This is a genomic window from Paenibacillus sp. FSL R5-0345 (assembly GCF_000758585.1).
Taxonomy (GTDB): Bacteria; Bacillota; Bacilli; order Paenibacillales; family Paenibacillaceae; genus Paenibacillus_AQ.
The window spans coordinates 4,979,809-4,999,803 of the sequence record NZ_CP009281.1 but is presented as its reverse complement, the minus strand read 5'-3'; the positions used below and the strand labels follow the sequence as shown (position 1 = coordinate 4,999,803).

General features: G+C 41.3%; 20 protein-coding genes and 1 pseudogene. 11 read left to right on the top strand and 10 right to left on the bottom strand.

Annotation, left to right across the window (positions count from 1 at the left end):
- Nucleotides 1–379 precede the first annotated feature (379 nt).
- Complete coding sequence (locus R50345_RS22130; protein WP_042130156.1) at nucleotides 380–1,168, top strand: hypothetical protein; 789 nt, start codon at nucleotides 380–382, stop codon at nucleotides 1,166–1,168.
- 117 nt (nucleotides 1,169–1,285) lie between these two features.
- Here the strand turns inward: R50345_RS22130 and R50345_RS22125 are convergent, their stop codons facing one another.
- Nucleotides 1,286–2,170: a hypothetical protein gene (locus tag R50345_RS22125; RefSeq protein WP_042130154.1), complete on the bottom strand. Its 885-nt coding sequence runs from the start codon at nucleotides 2,168–2,170 to the stop codon at nucleotides 1,286–1,288.
- Between the two features lie 246 nt (nucleotides 2,171–2,416).
- On the opposite strand from R50345_RS22125, the gene R50345_RS22120 reads away from it, so the two are divergent.
- The gene (locus tag R50345_RS22120) at nucleotides 2,417–2,821 is read left to right on the top strand and encodes a helix-turn-helix domain-containing protein (protein ID WP_042130152.1); all 405 of its coding nucleotides are present in this window, start codon (nucleotides 2,417–2,419) and stop codon (nucleotides 2,819–2,821) included.
- 446 nt (nucleotides 2,822–3,267) lie between these two features.
- On the opposite strand, the gene radC is transcribed toward R50345_RS22120, so the two are convergent.
- From radC to R50345_RS22090, 6 genes are all read right to left on the bottom strand, one after another.
- A complete protein-coding gene (gene radC, locus R50345_RS22110; protein WP_081954158.1) occupies nucleotides 3,268–3,873 on the bottom strand; it encodes a RadC family protein in 606 nt (201 codons plus the stop codon).
- A gap of 151 nt (nucleotides 3,874–4,024) precedes the next feature.
- Nucleotides 4,025–4,534 carry a BRO family protein gene (locus R50345_RS22105; RefSeq protein WP_052414696.1) on the bottom strand — a complete coding sequence of 170 codons (510 nt, stop codon included), beginning with the start codon at nucleotides 4,532–4,534 and terminating at the stop codon, nucleotides 4,025–4,027.
- A 67-nt stretch (nucleotides 4,535–4,601) separates the two neighbouring features.
- On the bottom strand, nucleotides 4,602–4,934 hold the full coding sequence (locus tag R50345_RS22100; protein ID WP_231573875.1) for a hypothetical protein: 333 nt from the start codon (nucleotides 4,932–4,934) through the stop codon (nucleotides 4,602–4,604).
- A gap of 24 nt (nucleotides 4,935–4,958) precedes the next feature.
- Nucleotides 4,959–5,345, bottom strand: coding sequence for a hypothetical protein (locus tag R50345_RS22095; RefSeq protein WP_042130143.1), 387 nt, complete (start codon nucleotides 5,343–5,345; stop codon nucleotides 4,959–4,961).
- Between the two features lie 4 nt (nucleotides 5,346–5,349).
- A complete protein-coding gene (gene sda, locus R50345_RS30935; RefSeq protein ID WP_081954156.1) occupies nucleotides 5,350–5,514 on the bottom strand; it encodes a sporulation histidine kinase inhibitor Sda in 165 nt (54 codons plus the stop codon).
- A gap of 127 nt (nucleotides 5,515–5,641) precedes the next feature.
- Nucleotides 5,642–5,983: a helix-turn-helix domain-containing protein gene (locus tag R50345_RS22090; RefSeq protein WP_042130141.1), complete on the bottom strand. Its 342-nt coding sequence runs from the start codon at nucleotides 5,981–5,983 to the stop codon at nucleotides 5,642–5,644.
- 284 nt (nucleotides 5,984–6,267) lie between these two features.
- Between R50345_RS22090 and R50345_RS31410 the strand changes: the two genes are divergently transcribed.
- The 8 genes from R50345_RS31410 (at nucleotide 6,268) to R50345_RS22055 (ending at nucleotide 15,849) form a co-directional block, all read left to right on the top strand.
- The gene (locus R50345_RS31410; RefSeq protein ID WP_156114849.1) at nucleotides 6,268–6,426 is read left to right on the top strand and encodes a hypothetical protein; all 159 of its coding nucleotides are present in this window, start codon (nucleotides 6,268–6,270) and stop codon (nucleotides 6,424–6,426) included.
- 42 nt (nucleotides 6,427–6,468) lie between these two features.
- A complete protein-coding gene (locus tag R50345_RS22085) occupies nucleotides 6,469–6,798 on the top strand; it encodes a hypothetical protein (protein WP_042130139.1) in 330 nt (109 codons plus the stop codon).
- Nucleotides 6,795–7,076, top strand: a complete 282-nt coding sequence (locus R50345_RS22080) for a hypothetical protein (protein ID WP_042130138.1) — start codon at nucleotides 6,795–6,797, stop codon at nucleotides 7,074–7,076. The genes R50345_RS22085 and R50345_RS22080 overlap by 4 nt, the downstream gene beginning before the upstream one ends.
- Before the next feature lie 153 nt (nucleotides 7,077–7,229).
- Nucleotides 7,230–9,101 (top strand): outer membrane protein assembly factor BamB family protein, encoded by a 1,872-nt coding sequence (locus R50345_RS22075; RefSeq protein ID WP_042130136.1) that lies wholly within the window; start codon nucleotides 7,230–7,232, stop codon nucleotides 9,099–9,101.
- Between the two features lie 148 nt (nucleotides 9,102–9,249).
- On the top strand, nucleotides 9,250–9,981 hold the full coding sequence (locus R50345_RS22070; protein WP_042130134.1) for a hypothetical protein: 732 nt from the start codon (nucleotides 9,250–9,252) through the stop codon (nucleotides 9,979–9,981).
- A 159-nt stretch (nucleotides 9,982–10,140) separates the two neighbouring features.
- On the top strand, nucleotides 10,141–11,637 hold the full coding sequence (locus R50345_RS22065) for a type I restriction-modification system subunit M (protein ID WP_042130133.1): 1,497 nt from the start codon (nucleotides 10,141–10,143) through the stop codon (nucleotides 11,635–11,637).
- A complete protein-coding gene (locus R50345_RS22060; protein ID WP_052414695.1) occupies nucleotides 11,627–12,919 on the top strand; it encodes a restriction endonuclease subunit S in 1,293 nt (430 codons plus the stop codon). The genes R50345_RS22065 and R50345_RS22060 overlap by 11 nt, the downstream gene beginning before the upstream one ends.
- Nucleotides 12,916–15,849, top strand: a complete 2,934-nt coding sequence (locus R50345_RS22055) for a type I restriction endonuclease subunit R (protein WP_042130130.1) — start codon at nucleotides 12,916–12,918, stop codon at nucleotides 15,847–15,849. The genes R50345_RS22060 and R50345_RS22055 overlap by 4 nt, the downstream gene beginning before the upstream one ends.
- Before the next feature lie 40 nt (nucleotides 15,850–15,889).
- Here the strand turns inward: R50345_RS22055 and R50345_RS22050 are convergent, their stop codons facing one another.
- The gene (locus R50345_RS22050; RefSeq protein WP_231573873.1) at nucleotides 15,890–16,618 is read right to left on the bottom strand and encodes a M48 family metallopeptidase; all 729 of its coding nucleotides are present in this window, start codon (nucleotides 16,616–16,618) and stop codon (nucleotides 15,890–15,892) included.
- A gap of 145 nt (nucleotides 16,619–16,763) precedes the next feature.
- Between R50345_RS22050 and R50345_RS32495 the strand changes: the two are divergent.
- Nucleotides 16,764–17,494 (top strand): annotated as a pseudogene (locus R50345_RS32495) (DUF6946 family protein).
- A 409-nt stretch (nucleotides 17,495–17,903) separates the two neighbouring features.
- Here the strand turns inward: R50345_RS32495 and R50345_RS22030 are convergent.
- A complete protein-coding gene (locus R50345_RS22030) occupies nucleotides 17,904–19,112 on the bottom strand; it encodes a tyrosine-type recombinase/integrase (protein ID WP_052414694.1) in 1,209 nt (402 codons plus the stop codon).
- Between the two features lie 78 nt (nucleotides 19,113–19,190).
- Nucleotides 19,191–19,409 (bottom strand): MerR family transcriptional regulator, encoded by a 219-nt coding sequence (locus tag R50345_RS32030; protein ID WP_256715173.1) that lies wholly within the window; start codon nucleotides 19,407–19,409, stop codon nucleotides 19,191–19,193.
- Between the last annotated feature and the right edge of the window lie 586 nt (nucleotides 19,410–19,995).

The window sequence follows — 19,995 nt, the reverse complement described above, 5'->3', positions numbered from 1 at the left end:
GTGGGAAGCAGTGGGAGAGCACTCTATTAAAATGTAAAGATTGAAGTATGGATTCAGGGATATATGCTTCCCTTCTGTATCATGGAAGCTGGGCGTACACAGCGTGGCTTAGGTTCAGTGTAGAACATGAATGGGCGGGATACGCACATTAGCAATTGATTCCTTATAATATTTTAAGTTTAACAGAGAAGCTTGGAGCGGAATGAGAAGGATACTTGGCATGCATATAGGCTTGCTGGATATGACACTAAAAGAAACAAAATTAGAACATAGGTTCCTCTATGCAAAATGATCTCAAATGGTTGTTCTAGGGATGAGAGTATAATATGACCCAGTTTCCTGTCATTGTACTCAACCCATATGAACAGGATGAGCCGAAATGGAACTATTAACAGATACAAAGCATCTGAAGATACAACTGGACGATGTTGGTAGACAGCTACTCTACAACACGATTATTAAACGCTATGGATACACGTCCAGCGCTAATTACAGCTTCGTCGTAAGGGATAAAAGATATGGAGTTATCCTTAGCCACTTCCCCAAAGCTCCCTATGCTAACTACTCTACAGCATTATCGTTTCAAGGTTATTCAAACGAAAGCCCATTACTGCAAGCCGTATTTAAGTTAATCCCACTTATCAGATGGAAGGCTAGGAGAATTGATATGGCCTTTGATAGCAGCTTACCGTATGAAGAGCTACATGTTGTTTCCCCTCCGAAGAAAGCAACTAAGAAATGTTACCCTACTTCTTTATATCTGGGGCGGGAATCTTCACCTGTTCAGCTTCATGCTTATGATAAACAGGAGCAGATGCTAAAGGTACGGGGAGTAAAGACGGATACATGGACAAGAGTGGAGCTTCGTTATCGTTTTGAACCCATGAAGAGAGTAACGGAACTTACTACTGAGGATTTTGCCGCCGCCAAAGACTACTGGATTCTACCTGATATTACAGCCATGCCGAAGAAGCTACAGGATGAAGTTCGTATGCTTAATCTCGGCGTTAAAAACAGTGTTACTAGGACAACACAAGCAAAAATAAGAGAATATGGATATGAGTACGGTGTGAATCTGTTCGATATTATTACCTCTACACTTGAAACAAAAGACATAAACTCTTTACTCTATGTCCCATCGAAGCAGCTTGGGGAGTTATCTTCCTGATGAACTTGCACCTAAAGTGCCATATGTTTTATAGGGAGCAAAGAGCTGAGCTTCTGAATTACCTGTGCAAGTCGGATTGAAGTTAGCGTGTTCTCTATGATCATAATTTTTTCTACGTTATGTGGCTTGTAGATGACTCCGTGCAATCTCAATGAAGCCCCTTACGCAAGCACCCTTAAATTGCTCATAGCTTAAATCTACAGAATACACCCTTCTGAAGTGAGTAGGGTCTGCGCCATTTTTCACCTGCAGGAACTCTTCCTTGTTTTCAGCAACTATGAGTGAGTTCATTACAGTGTGATCACTTTCTGCAAAGTGGAACTTCCAATAGTCCCCTTCATGTGCAAAGCAATTCCTTAGCTCATTGATTACTCTGGCGAAAATCTCCATTGTAACCAGTGTGTTAAAGGTGCTGTCTACAGTAGGGCCTTTAAGACGCGCTACATGCTCTTCATATGTCTCCTCAGGTTGTCTATATACGTTGAACTTGTCATCAGAAAGATTGCGGCGAAACCCTTTTAGTATAAGTTGTTTATCTGGCTCAGGTATGTAGGAGTTGAAGAAGTCTATGATAATTTCATATTTTTTAAGGTGACTTCCTACCAAACTGTACAGCGTCTCTATACAGACTACAAAATAAAAAATCTTAAGAGAATGCTTCCCAGGCCGAATGATCTCTGTATCGTCAGCCAATGTGACCAACCGTTCGATACTGTTAAGCATCCTGCGTGGAATAAAGTTCTGACGAAGCCGTAAGACTTGGGTTATAAAGGCAGCGATCTCTTCCTTGTCTGAAACATAAGGACTAAAGAATTCTAAAAGCTTGGGATATAGATGCTGTTCATCATTAATTACAGAGGCATATAACAGGCCAAGTTCTGTATATGCATCATGAGATGCATTTGCTGCCGCTGCTACTTCTTCAAAAGACATCCCCAGCTTTTCACAGAAGGAATCTATATCAACGTGCATCTCTTCCAGCAACTTAAGTAACTTCTCCATTTCCAGCACCTCCATTAAGAATTATAGCATAGGCCCCCCTTCCTACACTTCATTTAATACTCTCTGGAAACACTACGACAAAGAGGTTGGAACCCATATGTAACAAGGATTTACGATGAATTTGATTGAGGATGGGTGTGAATGTGAACGGAATGTGAACTAATATTTATATCGAAATTTAACTAAAAATAAATGTAAATATTTATTGAATAATATCCCTTAAATGGTTATAAAGGTGTATAAGGGTTGGGAAACAAGCTCTTTACTGCTGGGAAAGGACAAATTCACACAGAAAAGGATGATGATATGACAGGTGAAACGTTCTTTTACGGCTACTCTGAAGCCGAAGTTGATCTAGTAATGCGCTTCTTGTGTTCAAGTCGTGAGGTCATGGTGTTTCTGGATGAGCAATACTTCGATAAGGGGGGATTGCTGCGGATAAAACGTGTAGCAGACGGCTTCTCTCAGGTGGAAATGGCTAAAATGCTTAAGTTGAATGTTGCAACTCTTTCAGCTGTAGAGAATGGATTGAGGCCGATTCCAAGACGTTGTGAAAAGCAAGTAGATACATACCTTTATGAAGAATGGTACATGGACAAAACCCTGATATTCTCAGTAGCAGAACTTGATGAAGGGTGTGAAGAAGATTGAGTATGGTGGAATGGATATCGTTGTCGATTTTAGCAATCCTCATGAAGATATTAGAGGAAGGATGTAGACATAAAAATGGATGAACTATTAAGAGCCTTAGACTTGGAGGACTCCCTTCCAAATACTACAGCTGCCCAGATTGAAGCCAATAAGTATCGGCGAAATCTACTAATGCTAATGAATAGGCCTAAGCCAGAGTATCAAGCGCCAGAACCATACACCAACTTTGCTCATGAATTACTTATAAGAAGACTTAATGATCCTGAATACTCTTTCAACCCACGTACACTTTTTAAGGATTAACATCCAGCAGATGATGTATAGCTGTATGGACAGAAGTGGTGTGTAGTGGAAGGATGGGGTATCTATACGAGCGAAGCGAGAGGAGTGGGATAGCCGAAGGCCATGAAGTAGGGGAGCAGTCATTTGACTGACTCCCCATCTGGTTACATAACCCCTTTTTCTTTCAAACTTACATACCTGCTGTCACCGATGATCAGATGATCCAGCACGTCAATGCCGACGATTTCGCCTGCTTGTATTAACCTAGAGGTGAGAGATATATCTTCAGAAGATGGAGTGGGATCGCCGCTGGGATGATTATGAGCGCAAATAAGAGCTGCACTGGATCGTTTGATAGCGGCGCGGAACACCTCGCGGGGATGCACGATAGCAGAGCTTAAGCTGCCTATAGAGATCGTCTCTGGTTGGCCGATAATGTGGTTCTTGGTATTAAGGAATAGACAAACAAAATGCTCCTTCTGCAAGTATGCCAGCTCACTATACAGCAGTTCATAGGCGTCCTGAGGTGATCGTATAACAGAAGGCGGACTTTTAGGAGTATTTAACAGCTTAGCAAGCTCAAGGGCGGCTAGAACCTGCTGTGCTTTGATTTTACCGATCCCTGGAATTTGCATCAACTCCTGCTCTGTTGCGTTCAATAGCTCTTCTGGGGTATGGAAAACACGCATTATCTCTTCTACTGTGTAGCTGCTTTTCTTCTCACGCAATGTGTTAGCTACAATAGCCATATATGAATTGTTGGTAGTCATTATAAATTCCTCCATAACGTAGAATAAGAGGAGTCAGCCGTAGCCGCTCCTCTTGAATGTGAACTTATATTTGTTTATGATTGTAGTGAAATTGTATTACTGAGGCCGCCTGCCAGCGGTCTTTTCCTTTTGTATGATCTAAGCATGGTAGTTAATGAGGTAATATGGATGACTTAAGTTTAGCGGCGTGAGAAGCAAGTAATGCTACTGATTCAGGAGAAAGAATATCTTTAAAGTTGACCGCCATTTCCGTCAGAAGTCCTGCCCGTCTCAAATTAAGCTGTTCTTCATCTGCAGAAGTACGTGGGGCTGGAGCCAGTTCACCTTTGCGGTAACTCTCCATAACACCCCATGCCCAATCAACGAACTGGTTAGCCTGGGGTTTACTGCTCCATCGACAAATTTCGGAGATACCTTTGAGGTCATAAATGTACGTATCATGCATTTTACCATCAGTACCTAGCACCTTGGTACCTACGGAAAACCGATCCAACCTGTCTTTGTTGTGTGTGTGAATTCTAGAGATCGCCTTCACAGGATCGCTGTACCCTAAGGCTTTACCAATCTGTTCCTGCGTCATCCAAACCTCATTCTCTTCGTCAATATAGAAGTCACACTGGACCTCACCAAGATTTTTATTGCGTACAAAAGATAGCTGCATGTCTATTCCTCCTAAGTTACGTTCTGTATTAGTCATAACCACTAAGAAGCCGTTTTGACAAGCCATTTCAGGTGCCTTTCTTAAAATTATTTTGCTGTAGCTGCGCTGTCTGTCTCTGATACTTAACCAAATGATTTGGAAAGTATTTGGCAAAATAACGCGGTACATAATAAGCAGCAAGTTCATCCTCCAGCTTCCAACAGCGAATGAAGTAAACATACAGCACGATTCCAGCCATGCTGTAATGCCCGTTCATAACCAGTTGCCGTAAAGTTACCGTAAGAGCTTCAGGTAGTCCTTCCTTTGTATTCTTCATCTTAACCACCTCCAAGGCGGGGCTGATCTCACTAGCCCCCGTCTGATCTCTGTCAAACGTAAAGAAGACTCCATATGTCATCATCTTTAGGATAATGACCAGGAGTCTTTAGGGAATTTGCTTATAGATTAATCTCTTCAGCTCTGCGTTGGCTAATTCGGAAAATGGATTTCCATACGGATTGTTGCAATACAAGTTGTATTCTTTACTTATAAAGGCTCTAATCTCCTCCAAGTCTTTTAGCCCATTGGCAACTAATTTAGAATATTTACTACTGGCACGATACCCTTTTCCTGAAAAACATCCTGAATCGTATAGGATATGTTCCCTACCCAAGGGGATAGAGACGGTTATACCGTAAGCTTTTATCATCATTTCTTGTCTTATTAAGCCCTTAGTACGGCTTATATGCTCCCCCATCACAGGAATCCTAGAAGAATATAAGACATACTCCATACCATTATTAGTTTTAGAGACCAGCACTTCTCTAACCATCCCATCACTCCGTCTCTGAATTAATCTGAATTCCGCGATGTAACAGTTCATCTGCAATCATCTGTATAAAGTTTAAGTCTAGCTCCAGCTGGGTGGCCTTCCAATAGGCGCTGATAAGTAATTCCGTACTGACTTCTTCTATACCTTCGCTACCCATTTCATTTTCCATTGCCTGTTCACCTCCTTTCAAGTGGAGCTTGCTCTCAAAGGCTCCTAATTATCGCTGTCCCTCCTAGAACGCAAAAAAAGGCCCATATTCACAAAAGAAGTGAACACAGGCCTGCTTGAAATACTTTCTATTTGCCTTTTAGCTCAAAGGCAGTATCTATAAGCTTCAGGATAGTACGCTTTTCCTGGAGGCTTTTGTCATATAACCTATTAATGATCTGCTCCATAATGTTAGAGTCTTCATCTTGATTTGAGGGTTGGATGTATTTGAAAAGTTGTTCTAAGGTAATTCCAAGTGCTTTAGTTGTCTTTTCAAGGCTTTCTACACTCATGTTGCGCTCCCCACGTTCCAGCTTGCCGATATAAGTAGGGTGCAAATTAGCTGCATGGGCAAGTTCTTCTTGACTCATGCCCTTTTCCTTCCTGAGTTCCCGCACACGGGCTCCTACTACTTCTTTAATGTTCTGCATAATCTAAGTAATCACCTCATGCAAAACATATCGCAGTCACCTTTACCTCCCAACATTCAGATGAATCTAAATTTCAGATAATATACTCAATTGTATATAATTATGATATAAATAGTACTGTAGGTCTCATTACCTATAACTGGTACTTTTCCCAGCGAGGGGGTGGGCGCATCTAAAACTTGCTTGGCAATAGTACCTATATACCTTGTGGTTCGATTTTATATAAATTTCAGAAGCTACTATACAAAATTATTTCCTGATTCTATGGAAGGGAGGCATAAGCAATGGTAGGCGCAGGAATCGTAGGTCTTGGCTTTTTGATCATAGGCTTAATCGGTGCAAAAGGACTGGGTGAGAAATTTCAATTTAGTTGTCTAATTGTAATAGTGGTAGTGGTGATTTTGGCATTATTGTTTGTCGGATTACTTGGTATTATGAGTTAAAAGTAAAGGGCAAAATACTTACAAGTGGAGGTATATTTGATTATGACAACATCAAAAAGGCTGATAAATTATTTTATAGTCATTCTAATGATATTACTGTTAAGTGCTTGTGGTGGTGATTCGAAGAAAGGTGCATATGAATATGCTGTGACTCAGGCAAAAGAGGCATTTGCCAAACCTTTAGGATCTGGAGTCAAAACTGTAGAAAAATATTCGAAGGATATGGTGGAAGTATACAAGGAACATGACTCAAATATTTATAGTGTGCAATTCAAAATATCCCTAAATAACGGTCAGAATAAAACCGTAGCAGTCTCGGGAATTCGCTTAGATGGAGATCATTGGACATATACAGGGATGCGTTATCAATGAAACAATCGACTGTGATCAAATTACTGATTTTGCTGCTTGTATTGGTCATTGAATACCATCTCCCTTTTCCAGTACATTTGAAGCAGCCAGACGTTGGGGACATGAATCTAGACGTTTTCTCCATGAGTAATATCTATTTGTCTTCTGAAGAAAGTAATAAAATTGCTTTTCCGTATAGCGGAGAGGTTGAACGATCAAAGATTCCGAATGTATTAATGGCAATAACTCTTCCCGTGGGCTTATATTTAATTATTCGTAAAGGCAATAAGCGACAATGAATACTAGCTTAAGGTTTGGAAGCTATGTTGCATGAGGGTATGTAGAGTTGCACCTTTCACTGCAAGTTTCAGCAAATTGGCAAATATTTGACATAGTAAAAATAGAATGCTCTTTGACAAAGAACGGACAGAAAAGAAATAGGGGTGAATGAGTTGCCGAATATATCGAAAAATAGCTTTTTCTTCATTATAGCTGTCTTGTGCATAAGCATAACAGGTTGTAGCGGTAACAGTGGGAAAGGCAAATCCGAAGCTGATGGTTATACAAATCATTATCAAGATAAACTCTTTAAAGGCGTTGCCAAGGAAGAGTGGGTTTTTAAGGGTGGGGAAAATGAGGTTTTCGGACAGGTACTGACTACAGATGAGAATACATACTTCTCAAGTGCTGAGAAGCTATATGCGGTGGATACTGCCACGGGAGAAGAGAGATGGAGTCATACTGTAAATGGGCAGACCTCAGTTCCAGCAGTTGTAAGTGATATCGTACTATATACGGACAGTTCAGGTATGCATGCGGTCAATAAGGGAACTGGAGAGGAAATGTGGGAACATAATTTCACTTCTGAATTACCATTTCTGACGAGACCCTCAATTACAGTAGTTTCGAGTAAACGTGTGTTCATCACTGATTTTACCAAAGAAGGACCCATGACTTTCAAAGCTTTAGATATCCAGTCAGGAAAAGAAGCATGGAAGCTTGCGGGTGACTGGTCGTTGACTCTTACTCCCACAGTAATTAAGGATAAGCTATACATTCCTGCTGCTGGAAAGATGCTTGTTGTTAATGAAATAGACGGGAAAGAATTACATAGTTTTAACACTAGAGGACTTATCGGTAGTTACGCTGCTTCGGATCAACAGATTGTCGCCGTTAATATTAGCGGCAATGTTGCGAGCTATGACTCCAATACAGGAGAATTGTTATGGGAATATGACAATGAATTATTAGGGCTGCCGAGATCACCAGATATAATCTTACTAAAGGATAAGGTACTTCTCACAGAAAAGAGGACTGGCACCATAATCGCACTTGATAGGAGTTCTGGGAATGAAGAATGGAACAAGCAATTTGGTGAGGAGAGGAATTACGTGGTGATGGGTGCGGCGATAACAACACCATCAGTTATCAAGAATACTATATACATTGGCATCTTTGACGGACAAGACGGGCAGTATAAGAACTTGCCTGATTTCTCTAGTCTTACAGCTATTAATGAAGAAACTGGTGCGGAGCTCTGGCACTATCCAGTAGATGATTACATTATGTATCCTCCAGTCTTTGTAGATGGGAATGTTATAGTTACGAATATGAACCAGACAGTCACAGCTTATCAAGGCGGTGAAAATTCTGTGAAGGAAGAGCCAGTGTTTGACGATGAGGAGGTATTGCAGTCAACTAATAGTACAAACACTGATGAAGGAATGATGGAAAAGAACTCAGACGGACAATATGATCTTAAATTATATGAAGGAGATTGGAGTACACCTGGTAGTGACGAAATGGCATTCAACCTTTCCTTTACCGACAGCACTTCTGGTATTATCACTTTCTATGGTCAGGGTGAGGAAGATCCTCAGCCTTTTAAGTATGTCTATCCTGATGGAACGCTGATGGCCAAAATAGGAATTGAGGAAAAGCCAACCATACTCATACTCTTTGATTCAGGTGTATTGGAGTATAAGGATAATGAACAGAAATATTTCTTGGAGAGATCAGGTGCAGTAACAGAGGCAGAGCAGGAGGGAGAATTGCTTATCAGTGGTTTTGAAGGCAAGTGGTGTGACTCTTCCCAATCTCTTTGCTTTGATCTTGAACTTGAAGATGATTCAGGAGGAACGCTGGAGTATTATCAGGAGCTGGAGCCGTATAAGGAATCCTTTGTGATCATTTATGAAGATGGATACAACATGGTATTAGAATTCGAAGCAGCATCCAGTCAGGTTGCCCTAAGTTTAAATAGTGACAAAGATACCTTAAGGTATGAATCAGATTTTAGGAAGGAAACTCTGAAAAGGCAATAAAACTGAATATAGATATCTTAATGGATATCTTAAAGTCGATAAGCACCCATAGTGGTGCTTTTTATTCCATATGCAGGAAATATAATGAGCGGGAAAGAATAGTCTTTATAATACTTACACTTTAGTATGTTAGCTTAGGAGAGTGAACATGAGAAGTAATAAAAGCAAAGGGATTTCACTGTTTGGTATAGTGGTAGTAGTACTCTTGGGCATTTTCTTTGGTACTAATGCTATGAAGTCCCCAGGGACAGAAGTGATTCCTGCTCACGTAAGTAGTAGCGGAGATGGAATTCCATTTTTTACTCCAGATACTTTGCAGAATGAAATGGAATACAATTACAGTGAAACAACTTGGTATCCTTTGATTAACTACTACTTAATATCAGATGAGGATAAGACAATAAAGATCATTCTTAACAAAGCTAAAAAGGAAGTTGCCAAAGAAACAGCTCAATCCATTTCAGGCGCTGTAGCTAGCCTTACCTATAACGAAGGGCGTACAAACTACTTGGTCTATAAAGTGGTGGATAACAACAATCAAGTGGTGTATTCCTTTGATCGGCTGAAACAAAATGCTGAGAAAATGACAGCAAAGCTGAAAGAAATCTATAAGCAGGCCGATGGCATCATTCTAAAAATAAAACCCCGAGAGAATAGCTGGAGTCAGATTGACGTCACAGTTTCAGATACCTGGTACTACTCTCAAGACTTTCAGAAAGAGCGGTTTGTTGAAACGTATGGAACTTTAATTTCACAGGTGATATTGGATTACAAATATATTATTACAGGTGATGAGAGGGTTTATGTTTACTTCGTTGATGAATTTGGTACGAGATTGGCATCACCGAAGCTTTTTGAAGGTTGGAAGGTAGAGAATTAATAAGAATTCTCGGGGCGGATAGGGTCAAGCTTTGCTAAGTGAACACTTATATTACTATATTAACCAGCAGGTTTATAGTATTATTTAAATATATGTTTTATTTAATAGATAATTAGACCTATATTAACAACGAGAAAGATGAAATACATGGAGGCTAACATGAGTACCCTTACCCAACAGCAACTTGAATCCCATCTGTGGGAGTCCGCCAATATCTTGCGCGGAAGCATTGATTCATCCGATTACAAAAACTATATCTTTGGCATGTTATTTCTGAAGCGGCTGAATGATGTGTTTGTGGAAGTGGCCGAAAAAATTGAGCGTGAAGAAGGCAAAACCTATGGCTGGACAGACCGTGACGAGCACCAGTTCTTCGTACCTGAGCGTGCACGTTGGTCCTATTTGTCTACCGTTACAAGCAATGTAGGCGAAGCCATAAATGTTGCTTTTGAAAGCCTTGAAGAAGAAAATACGAAGCTGCAAGGTGTTCTTGCCAGCATCGACTTTAACGATAAAGAAAAGCTGCCTGACAAGCTGATTTTGCGACTGATCCAGCACTTTGGTACCATCAACCTGCGTAACGACAATCTGACTGAACCTGATATGTTAGGGCGTGCCTATGAATATCTGATCAAGCAGTTTGCCGATGATGCTGGGAAAAAGGGCGGAGAATTCTATACGCCTAGTAAAGTGGTTGAACTGATCGTCAAGTTGATCAAGCCTGAAGAAGGTATGCGTATCTGCGATCCGACTGCAGGGTCTGGGGGTATGCTGATCCAGTCCGTAGACTATATCAAATCTAAAGGTGGCAATTCACGTAACCTGACGCTGCACGGTCAAGAACGAAACCTCAATACTTGGGCTATCTGTAAGATGAACCTGCTCCTACACGGTCTGAGCGACCATCGGATTGAAAAAGGCGACACCATCCGTGATCCGAAGCTGACGGAAGACAGTGAACTGATTTTGTATGATCGTGTTATCGCTAATCCACCGTTTTCCCTAAGTAACTGGGGACGTGAAGAAGCAGAAGCAGATTCCTACGGGCGTTTTCGTTTTGGTATCCCACCGAAAGATAAAGGGGATCTAGCCTTTGTTCAGCACATGGCGGCCACGCTTAATCACCATGGTAAAGCTGGAGTTGTAATGCCACACGGCATTCTGTTCCGTAGTGGAGCCGAAGGCCAGATTCGTAAAGGGCTGCTTGAAGGCCTGCACGGAGAAGAAGGATTGATTGAAGCAGTGATTGGCCTACCGTCCAATCTCTTCTATGGAACAGGAATTCCAGCGTGTATCGTGATTCTGAATCGTAATAAGGAAGAACATAAGAAGGGCAATGTACTGTTTATCAACGGAGCGAAGGATTACCAGGAAGGCAAAAATCAGAACGTGCTCCGTGATGAGGATATTATGAAGATCGTTTCAGCTTACGATGCTTGGCAGGATATTGAGAAATATGCTCGTGTGGTAAGTCTCTATGAGATCAACCAGAATGACTACAACCTTAACATTGCCCGATATATTGATTCTGCTGTAGAAGAGGAAGAGATCGTCGTAGAAGAAGCAATTACGACACTTCGGCAGTTAGAGCAGGAGCGGGAAGAGATTGAAGCTAAGATGTATGGGTTTTTGAAGGAGCTGGGGTATGGTGTGTGATTATTATACTAAACTAAGATTACCTTTCTTAAACGTATTACCTGAAAACTGGAGATTTGTTAAAATAGGTGAACTGTTTGCTGAGAGTAAAATCAACAACCGCGAAGATCTACCCTTACTGTCTGTCACCCGTGGAAGAGGAATAATTCCACAGTCAGAGAGCGAGAAAAGGGATATTTCTTCTAGTGATAAATCTAAATATAAAGTAATTGAACCTGGTGATATTGTATACAACACAATGAGAATGTGGCAGGGAGTAGTATCGCTTAGTAATGGAGAAGGAATAGTAAGTCCTGCATATACAGTTCTAAAGCCAAAGAGAGCTCTGAATGGAAAATTTGTTGAATATTTATTTAAAACAAGTTCTATGATTAGGCTGTTTCGTAGATTCTCACAAGGCCTAGTAGATGATACATTGAATCTGAAGTATGAAAATATTAAAGATATATTAATGCCACTTCCTCCGCTTGCTGAACAACAAAAAATTGTTGAAATCCTCTCGTCCGTCGACGATGCGATTGAAAAAACAGAAGCGATTATCAACCAAACAGAAACGGTAAAGGAAGGCTTAATGCAGCAGTTGCTGACAAAGGGAATTGGACACATAGAGTTTAATGAGACAGAAATTGGTGAGATTCCGTCGACGTGGGAAATTGTTTCTTTAGGGGATATTATTAAAAATCTTAAGGCTGGTGTAAGTGTTAATTCTGAGAGCAGAAGAACAAATAAATCGGAACTAGGTATTTTGAAAACAAGCTCTGTTTCAGAAAGAGTTTTTAATCCAGAAGAACATAAAGCTATACTGCCCGAAGAGTATACTAGAGCCATGGTTAATCCTAAAGAAGATCATATTATTATTAGTCGAATGAATACACCACTATTAGTTGGATCAAGTTCGTATATTGATAAGGATTATCCTAATTTATTTCTTCCAGATCGTCTTTGGCAAGCAACAATAGCTCATGAAAGGGCAAATCCTCTTTGGTTAAGTTTTGTATTAACTTGGACATATATGAGAGATAAAATAGGTGGAATTGCTACAGGGACAAGTGGAAGTATGAAGAATATTTCGAAACAGGCTTTTCTTACTTTAAATATATGCCTTCCACCATTGGCCGAACAAAAAAAAATTGCAGGGTTCCTTCAGTCTCTAGACAATCGTATATTAGCTGAAAAGGATCAGGTTAAAATGCTAAGAAATTTAAAAACAGGACTTATGAAGAGTTTGCTGACAGGCAGGGGACGCGCCAATGTTGATCAATCAGAAGAGGTGCTGGTATGAGCACAAGTGATTGGAACGAAAAACAATTGGTTGAAAACAGATTAGTTAAACAGCTTCAGGATATGGGCTATGCACATCTGCATGGCTCTTCCCTGGATTCTGAACGTGAGACTGGCCGTGAAGTGGTGCTGACTCAACGGCTGACCCAAGCGATCAAAACTCTGAATCCCTGGCTTTCGGATAACAATCTAAGCAAAATTGTCCGCTCTATTAAGCATGTAGAAGCGACCAGCTTGATGGAAGTCAACGAGAAATTACATAGTATGCTGGTGAACTACATTTCCATACAACAGGATCTCGGCAAAGGAAAGAAAGGTCAGACCGTAAGGCTGATCGACTTTGACAACCCGTTAAACAATGAGTTTTTGGTCGTTGATCAATTCACAATCACAGGCGGTGAGAAACCGATCCGTCCCGATTTAATTTTGTTTGTTAATGGCCTGCCACTTGTTGTAATCGAGTGCAAAAGCCCAATGGTCTCCATTAATGAACAGCTAGGTAAAGCGGTTAAGCAGATGATGCGTTATCAGAAGGACTATGAGCATCTGTTTCACTATAACCAAATCCTGATCGCCACAAGTAATGACCGTGCTAAAGCGGGAACGATTGGAGCACAATTACAGCACTTTGGAGAATGGAAAGATCCGTACCCATTAACAAGCCCTGAAGTTGGAATCAACCCGACACCTCAGGATATTCTTGTCGCAGGCATGCTATCCAAAGCAAACCTGTTGGATCTCATCCAGAATTTCATCGTCTTCGAACCCGAGGGCGGTCGCATCATCAAAAAGCTTGCCCGTTATCAGCAATTCCGTGCCGTACATAAGGCAGCAAACCGCATCCTGACGGCAAGTGATCCAAGAGATCGCGGCGGCGTAGTATGGCATACACAAGGCAGTGGGAAATCACTCACGATGTTATATCTGGCGGTCAAGCTGAGACGAATCGAAGCATTAAGTAACCCAACTATTATCATAGTTACGGATCGTAAAGATTTAGATAACCAAATAACGAATACATTTCGTCGTTGTGGGTTTGCTAATCCTCAGCAGGCTGAAGGCGTGCGTGATCTGAAAAAATTGCTACTGCAGGGATCTGGCTCGACCATTATGACACTGGTTCAGAAGTTTCAAACGGAGAAAGACCAGGATAAATTCCCTGTGCTTTCTACCGCTTCAAACATAATTGTTATGATTGATGAATCTCATCGCTCACAATACAAGGGTCTTGCCATGAACATGCGGACAGCTCTGCCGAATGCCTGTTACTTAGGGTTTACAGGTACGCCAATCGATAAAGAAGATAAAAGCACAACCCGCACATTTGGTTCTTATATCGACAAATATACAATTGAGCAGGCAGTGGATGACGGGGCAACGGTTCCTATCTTTTACGAAGCACGCCTATCGCATCTGCATGTGGAAGGGGAAACGCTAGATCAACTGTTTGATCGCAAATTCCGTGAATACGATGAAGAGACTAGAGAACGGATAAAGAAGAAGTATGCTGACGAAGAAGCTATTATCGCCAGCCCGAAACGGATTGAGCAGATTGTACTGGACATTATCAAGCATTATGAAGAACACATTCAACCGAATGGGCTTAAAGCTCAGATAGTCGCCATTTCCAGAGATGCTGCAGTGACCTATAAGCAGAAGATGGATGAACTCAGTGATCTGGATTCAGCGGTCATCTATTCATCCAGCAACGATGATGACGACCGTAAGAAGGAATATGCAATCTCCAAAGATGAAGAAAAACTGTTGATTGAACGTTTCAAGAAGCCGCTGGAAGAAGATAAGCTATCCTTCCTGATTGTATGCGACAAGCTGTTGACAGGTTTTGACGCACCTGTTGAGCAGGTCATGTATTTGGATAAGCCTCTTAAGGAGCACAACTTGTTGCAAGCGATTGCCCGTACCAACCGCACATACGATGGTAAAACTTATGGCCTCATCGTAGATTACTTTGGCGTATCCAGCTTTCTGGAGAAGGCACTTGATATTTTCTCCAAGGATGACATTCAAGGGGCTCTTATGCCAATCGGTAGCGAACTTCCTAGATTACAGAGTCGGCACCGTGCAGCCATGAGATATTTTGACTATATCCGTAAAGACGATCTAGAAAGCTGCATTCAAATCTTGGAACCCGAAGATGTACGGAGTGAATTTGAACATGCCTTTAAGCTATTTGCTAAGAGTATGGACATGATTTTGCCTAACCCGATGGCTCAGCCTTATGTGGGCGACCTGGCCTTTCTCGGCAAAGTAAGACAAGCTGCCAAGTCCCGATATAAGGTGGAAGATATGGATATCAGTGACCTGGGGGAAAAGGTAAGGCAACTGATCGCTGATCATCTGCGGGCCTCAAAAGTGGAAATTCTGCATGATCCCATTGATATTTTGTCTAGTAAGTTCGAACAGCATTTGAGCCAGTTCCAAGGTGAAGCCAAAGCTTCTGAGATGGAGCATGCCATCCGTCATGAAATTCGGGTTAAGCTGGATGAAAACCCTGTACTGTATACTTCACTGAAGAAGAAGCTGGAAGAGCTGATTGAAGCGCGGAAGCTGAAGCAGATGGATATTTTTGAAATGATGGAAAAGATGCAGGAGATTATGGGTGAGATGCGGGATGCAGCCAAGCAAGGGGAGCATCTTGGGCTTACACGAGAGCAATATCCATTCTTTTTGATGCTGGAAATGCAGCTTCCTGAAGAAGATAATAAAGAGGCGCTTAAAGCCTTAACCGAAGTAATCACAGAAAAGATTCAGGAGCTGTCCGTTATTGAATGGACGCAGAAGGATGATGTAAAGCGGGAAATGCGGAAGCAAACCAAGCGTCAACTGCGGGTGTTTAAATGTCCAGAGGACAAGCTGGAGTCTTTGACCATTCAGCTCGTCGATCTGGCAGGAATCCATTACCGAAAATAAGAATTCATAAAAAATTTTGATGGGGCGGAGTAGTGAGGATCTATAGAGTTAACGATGGACCATTAATTCTGAGCCATTCCTTTCGCTCCTCGTAGTCAGGCATTACAGATCTGAGAAAGCTCCAGAACGCTTCGGAATGATCTGGTACTTTTAAATGGGCCATTTCATGAACAACTACATAATCCACAATCCGCAGGGGAGCCATCATGATACGCCAGTTGATCAGAAGCTCTCCTTTTTGCGTACAACTACCCCAGCGCTTTTCTTGATCTTTAAGAAGCAGAGAAGTGGGGGTTAGGCCCATCAGTTTAGTGTATTGTTTAATACGTTCTTGAATCTTGAACGTACCATAGGCTTTGTACCATTCAATACAGAGGTTTTTAAGTTCCTCCGTTTGTAGTTTTTGGTTGTAATGAATAGGGATATCTGCAATGAATTTTCCGTTTTTAAATTGAAGTGTAGCTGTGCGTATTGGTTGCTTCGTAACTTTCAGTCGGTATGCTCTCCCGAGATAACGGATCTTCTCTCCGCTTAGGAATTCATGCTGTGAGACCTGTTCTTCAATCTCACGGAATCCATACTGTTTCTTTAAGATCCAGGGCGCTTTGTTGTACATGATCTGATCAATCTGAGCTTGCTCGATGCATTCAGGAGCAATGACACGCACTCCTTCGTACATATCGACAGAAATGGAGACGTCTTTTTTGTCTGGCTTACGTATAAGAGTATATTCAATGGTAGTAGTACCGTAAGTCATTTGTTGCCGCATAAAATAACGCTCCTTTGGATTCTTGAACTTCTGTGATCTGTATAAAAGTATAGACCAAACCCTTGTTCGCTGACAACCAGCTGCACAGATTGCCTTTATACTATCAGTGTGAGAAATAAGAAAAGGAGTGAGTGGTTTGAAGATAATGAGCAAAAGCGGAGTTAACATTTCCAGCATTGAAGAGTGGAAGTTAAATGCACCACCTGCAAAAAAAGAATTGCACTGGAAGAAAGGGAGGAGTGCTTATGAACTTGCCCGTTCTTGGCTGGAAGGAGGACAACCTAAAACTCCTATCGCTTTAACTGAATTACTGCATAGTCACGCCGACTTACAAGGATTTGAAGCAGAATGGGCGGTACCAGAATATGAAACAAAGCTGGATCAGCTGAGAGGGAAAGGCAGAAACCATGATCTGATTATTATAGGTACAGTTAACTCCAAACGAAAATTATTACTGTGGAAGCAAAAGCGGATGAATCCTTTGGCGATCTCGTGGGAGTATATGAATCCAGAAGCATTAAGAAGCCCAGATCAAAAGCTCCTGAGCGAATCCGACAGCTGACGCAGGCGGTTCTGGGTGACAAAGATGCAGAAGGCTTACGCTATCAACTGATTCATGCTGTGGCTGGGACGGTTATTGAAGCACACAAGCAGGAGGCTTCACAAGCTGTATTTGTAATCTGCGAATTTGTGCCAGCCAGTGGCAAGACGAAGAAGGCTATGCAGAATGAAGCAGATTATCAGGCATTTTTAAAGCATTTAATAGGGCGTGAGATTATGAATGGAGAGCTATATGGCCCCATTATGTTGCCTGGAGGTAGACTAATTCCTTCAGATATGCCGCTATATGTGGGGAAAATAGAAATTGAAATATAGGCGGGGTATTAGGTTGCCAATACAGGAATGAGAACTTGTGTTCTTAATTGTTTGGTGCTATATTAGGTGTAAGCACACAGGATTTTACTGAGTTTGGTATTAGCGAATCCTGTTAAGCTAACATCGAACAGATAGCGAAAAATGCACTCATAGCAAGGGTTTGTGGAAAGGTAAGACCGCACAGGACTTAAAATCCTGCGGTACGTGAGTACCGTACGGGTTCGACCCCCGTCCTCGGCATCCTTGATTTATAAGGGTTTTTTCCGAAAAACCTTGGTTTTTGAAACAGCTTAGGAGAGAACTTTTTATCGAGTTCTCTCCTGCAGTTCTCTCCTTTTTCCGAAGGAGAGAACGAGGAGAAGATCGCATGACTCTCATGAAATATTGAGGGTAGTGCGATCTTTTTTTATTAAAAGACCAAAACACCGCTCATTGTTGATGCCGAAGATACTTTGGAGCTGTACTCTAGATGAGAATAAATGTTGGCTGTTGTAGAATAGTTGCTGTGTCCCAGCCATTCTTGAATTTCTTTCATACTGACTCCATTGGAGAGTAGGAGGCTTGCACAACTATGACGCAGGTCGTGATAACGAATATGACGAAGACCATTTTTTTTAAGAGTTCTAGTGAAGTTCTGTGTGATATAGCCCGGTTTAATTCGTTGTCCCAACTTATCCAGATAGATATACTCCTCGTAATCTGTGCAGTAGGATTTACCACATATGGCTTTATTGAGAGCTTGAAGCTCACGAATGCGCAGCAGTAAATCCTTAAAAGCTGGCACAAGAGGTAAGGTGCGGCGGCTCGGTTTGTTTTTAGCACGGTCCTTTTCAATGATGTGTTCCTGACCTTCAAAATAAACCGGAGTTACCGTGTGCCTGATACTAATCGTTTTGTTTTCAAAATTTATAGCTGTCCATTTCAATCCGACTACTTCACTTCGCCGCAATCCATAAAAAGCGGCAAGAATGACTGCTAGCTCTATCAATTCGCCCTTAACTTTTTCAAACAGAATATTTGTCTCCTGCTTGTTGTAAAAACTGCCTACAAAATCATTTTTCTTTGGCCTTTCAATCTTATCTGCCGGGTTAGTGTTAATTAAATCATTTTTGAGAGCATGTTTTAGCGCTTTGCGAATATTAGCATGATAATGGAGAACCGTGTTGGTTGTCACTCCATTTTCTTCAAGCTCATACTGATAGTATTCTTGAATATGACATGGTAATAGCTCTTTGAGAAAAAGCCCTTTTTCTTCAAAGTAAGGTACAACATGATTAGTAATGACGTTGTGATACGAAGCGTAAGTGATAAATTCAACCTGGTGTTTCATCATTGCTAGCCACTGAAGCATGAAGACAGAAAATAGGGGTCCTTGATCGACTGGCTCTTCAGCTGACATTTCTTCGATAACTTCTTCAACTGGTTCTTCCTCAGTAGCATTTAAAAGAAGAGTAAATTCCCTCCTTGTCTCTAATAGCAATGCTTCTGCTCTTTTTTTGTTTCCTTTTACCGTAAGGCCAGTAGGAATCCATTTTGGTTTTCTCTTACCTTCTTCATCCTTGCAATTCAAGACCATATAAAAAAGACCCTTTTTTTCTTGTAGGTGGCCTGCTACCATGAAAAAAACCTCCTTCATAGCAGCCCGCATTGGTCCTACCATTGACGCATTAATTATAACACGTATGAGCAGAGCGGTTCAATGCGGTAAAGTGTGAAAGCTAGAGGGTGAAGTGCCATTTATAACTGTGGCTAAATACTCGATTATATAGATTTTAGGGATTTTGTATATCCTACCAATCTTAAAGTGCTGTATACGTTCAGCTTGCAATAGTTTGTAAGCAGTTTTTGTGCTTATATTACCTAACATAACACACAATTGATCTATGTTAACTACATCGGGAAAATTACGATACATAAGCAGAAGTAAAGATTGAAGTTCTGGCTGTCCTATATCAGTTTGCATCTATAGCACTTCCTAACGAAGAAAATATTTGTAGATATATGGAGGCTGGAGGTGTTATTTATGAATCAATATATTCTCGACAAATTCATAGAGATCTGTTCAAGCTGCCGACGGTTACTCGACATCATAGCTTTTTAAAGCTCCCTCTCATCCGAGCGGGCTGCCCCCAATGCAGTGACGCTGGCCAGGCAGAAGTATCATAATCCCCAATACCGGTCATTGCGATTCATCCTACCATGGGATGATTTAAGTCGGAAAGATAGTCGCTCAGGGCACATGCGATCCTTCTTGGCGCTTCCGCTATGTCGCTTCTGCTGTTGCAGAGGCAATGGGAAAGTACTTGAACAGAAGATATGTAGATATCAAAGAACAAGTAAGGAATTTAGAAGCAGGCTTTTTATAGCTTAGCCCCTATAATTTAAATGGGGATGAGATAAGGAATAAGCAATTAAAATTCTAAACTTATTTTTTGCTCCTCTACTTGTTGGGATAGAACGATTTCACTAATATAACTTGAGTGTTGCAAAAACTACGCTGT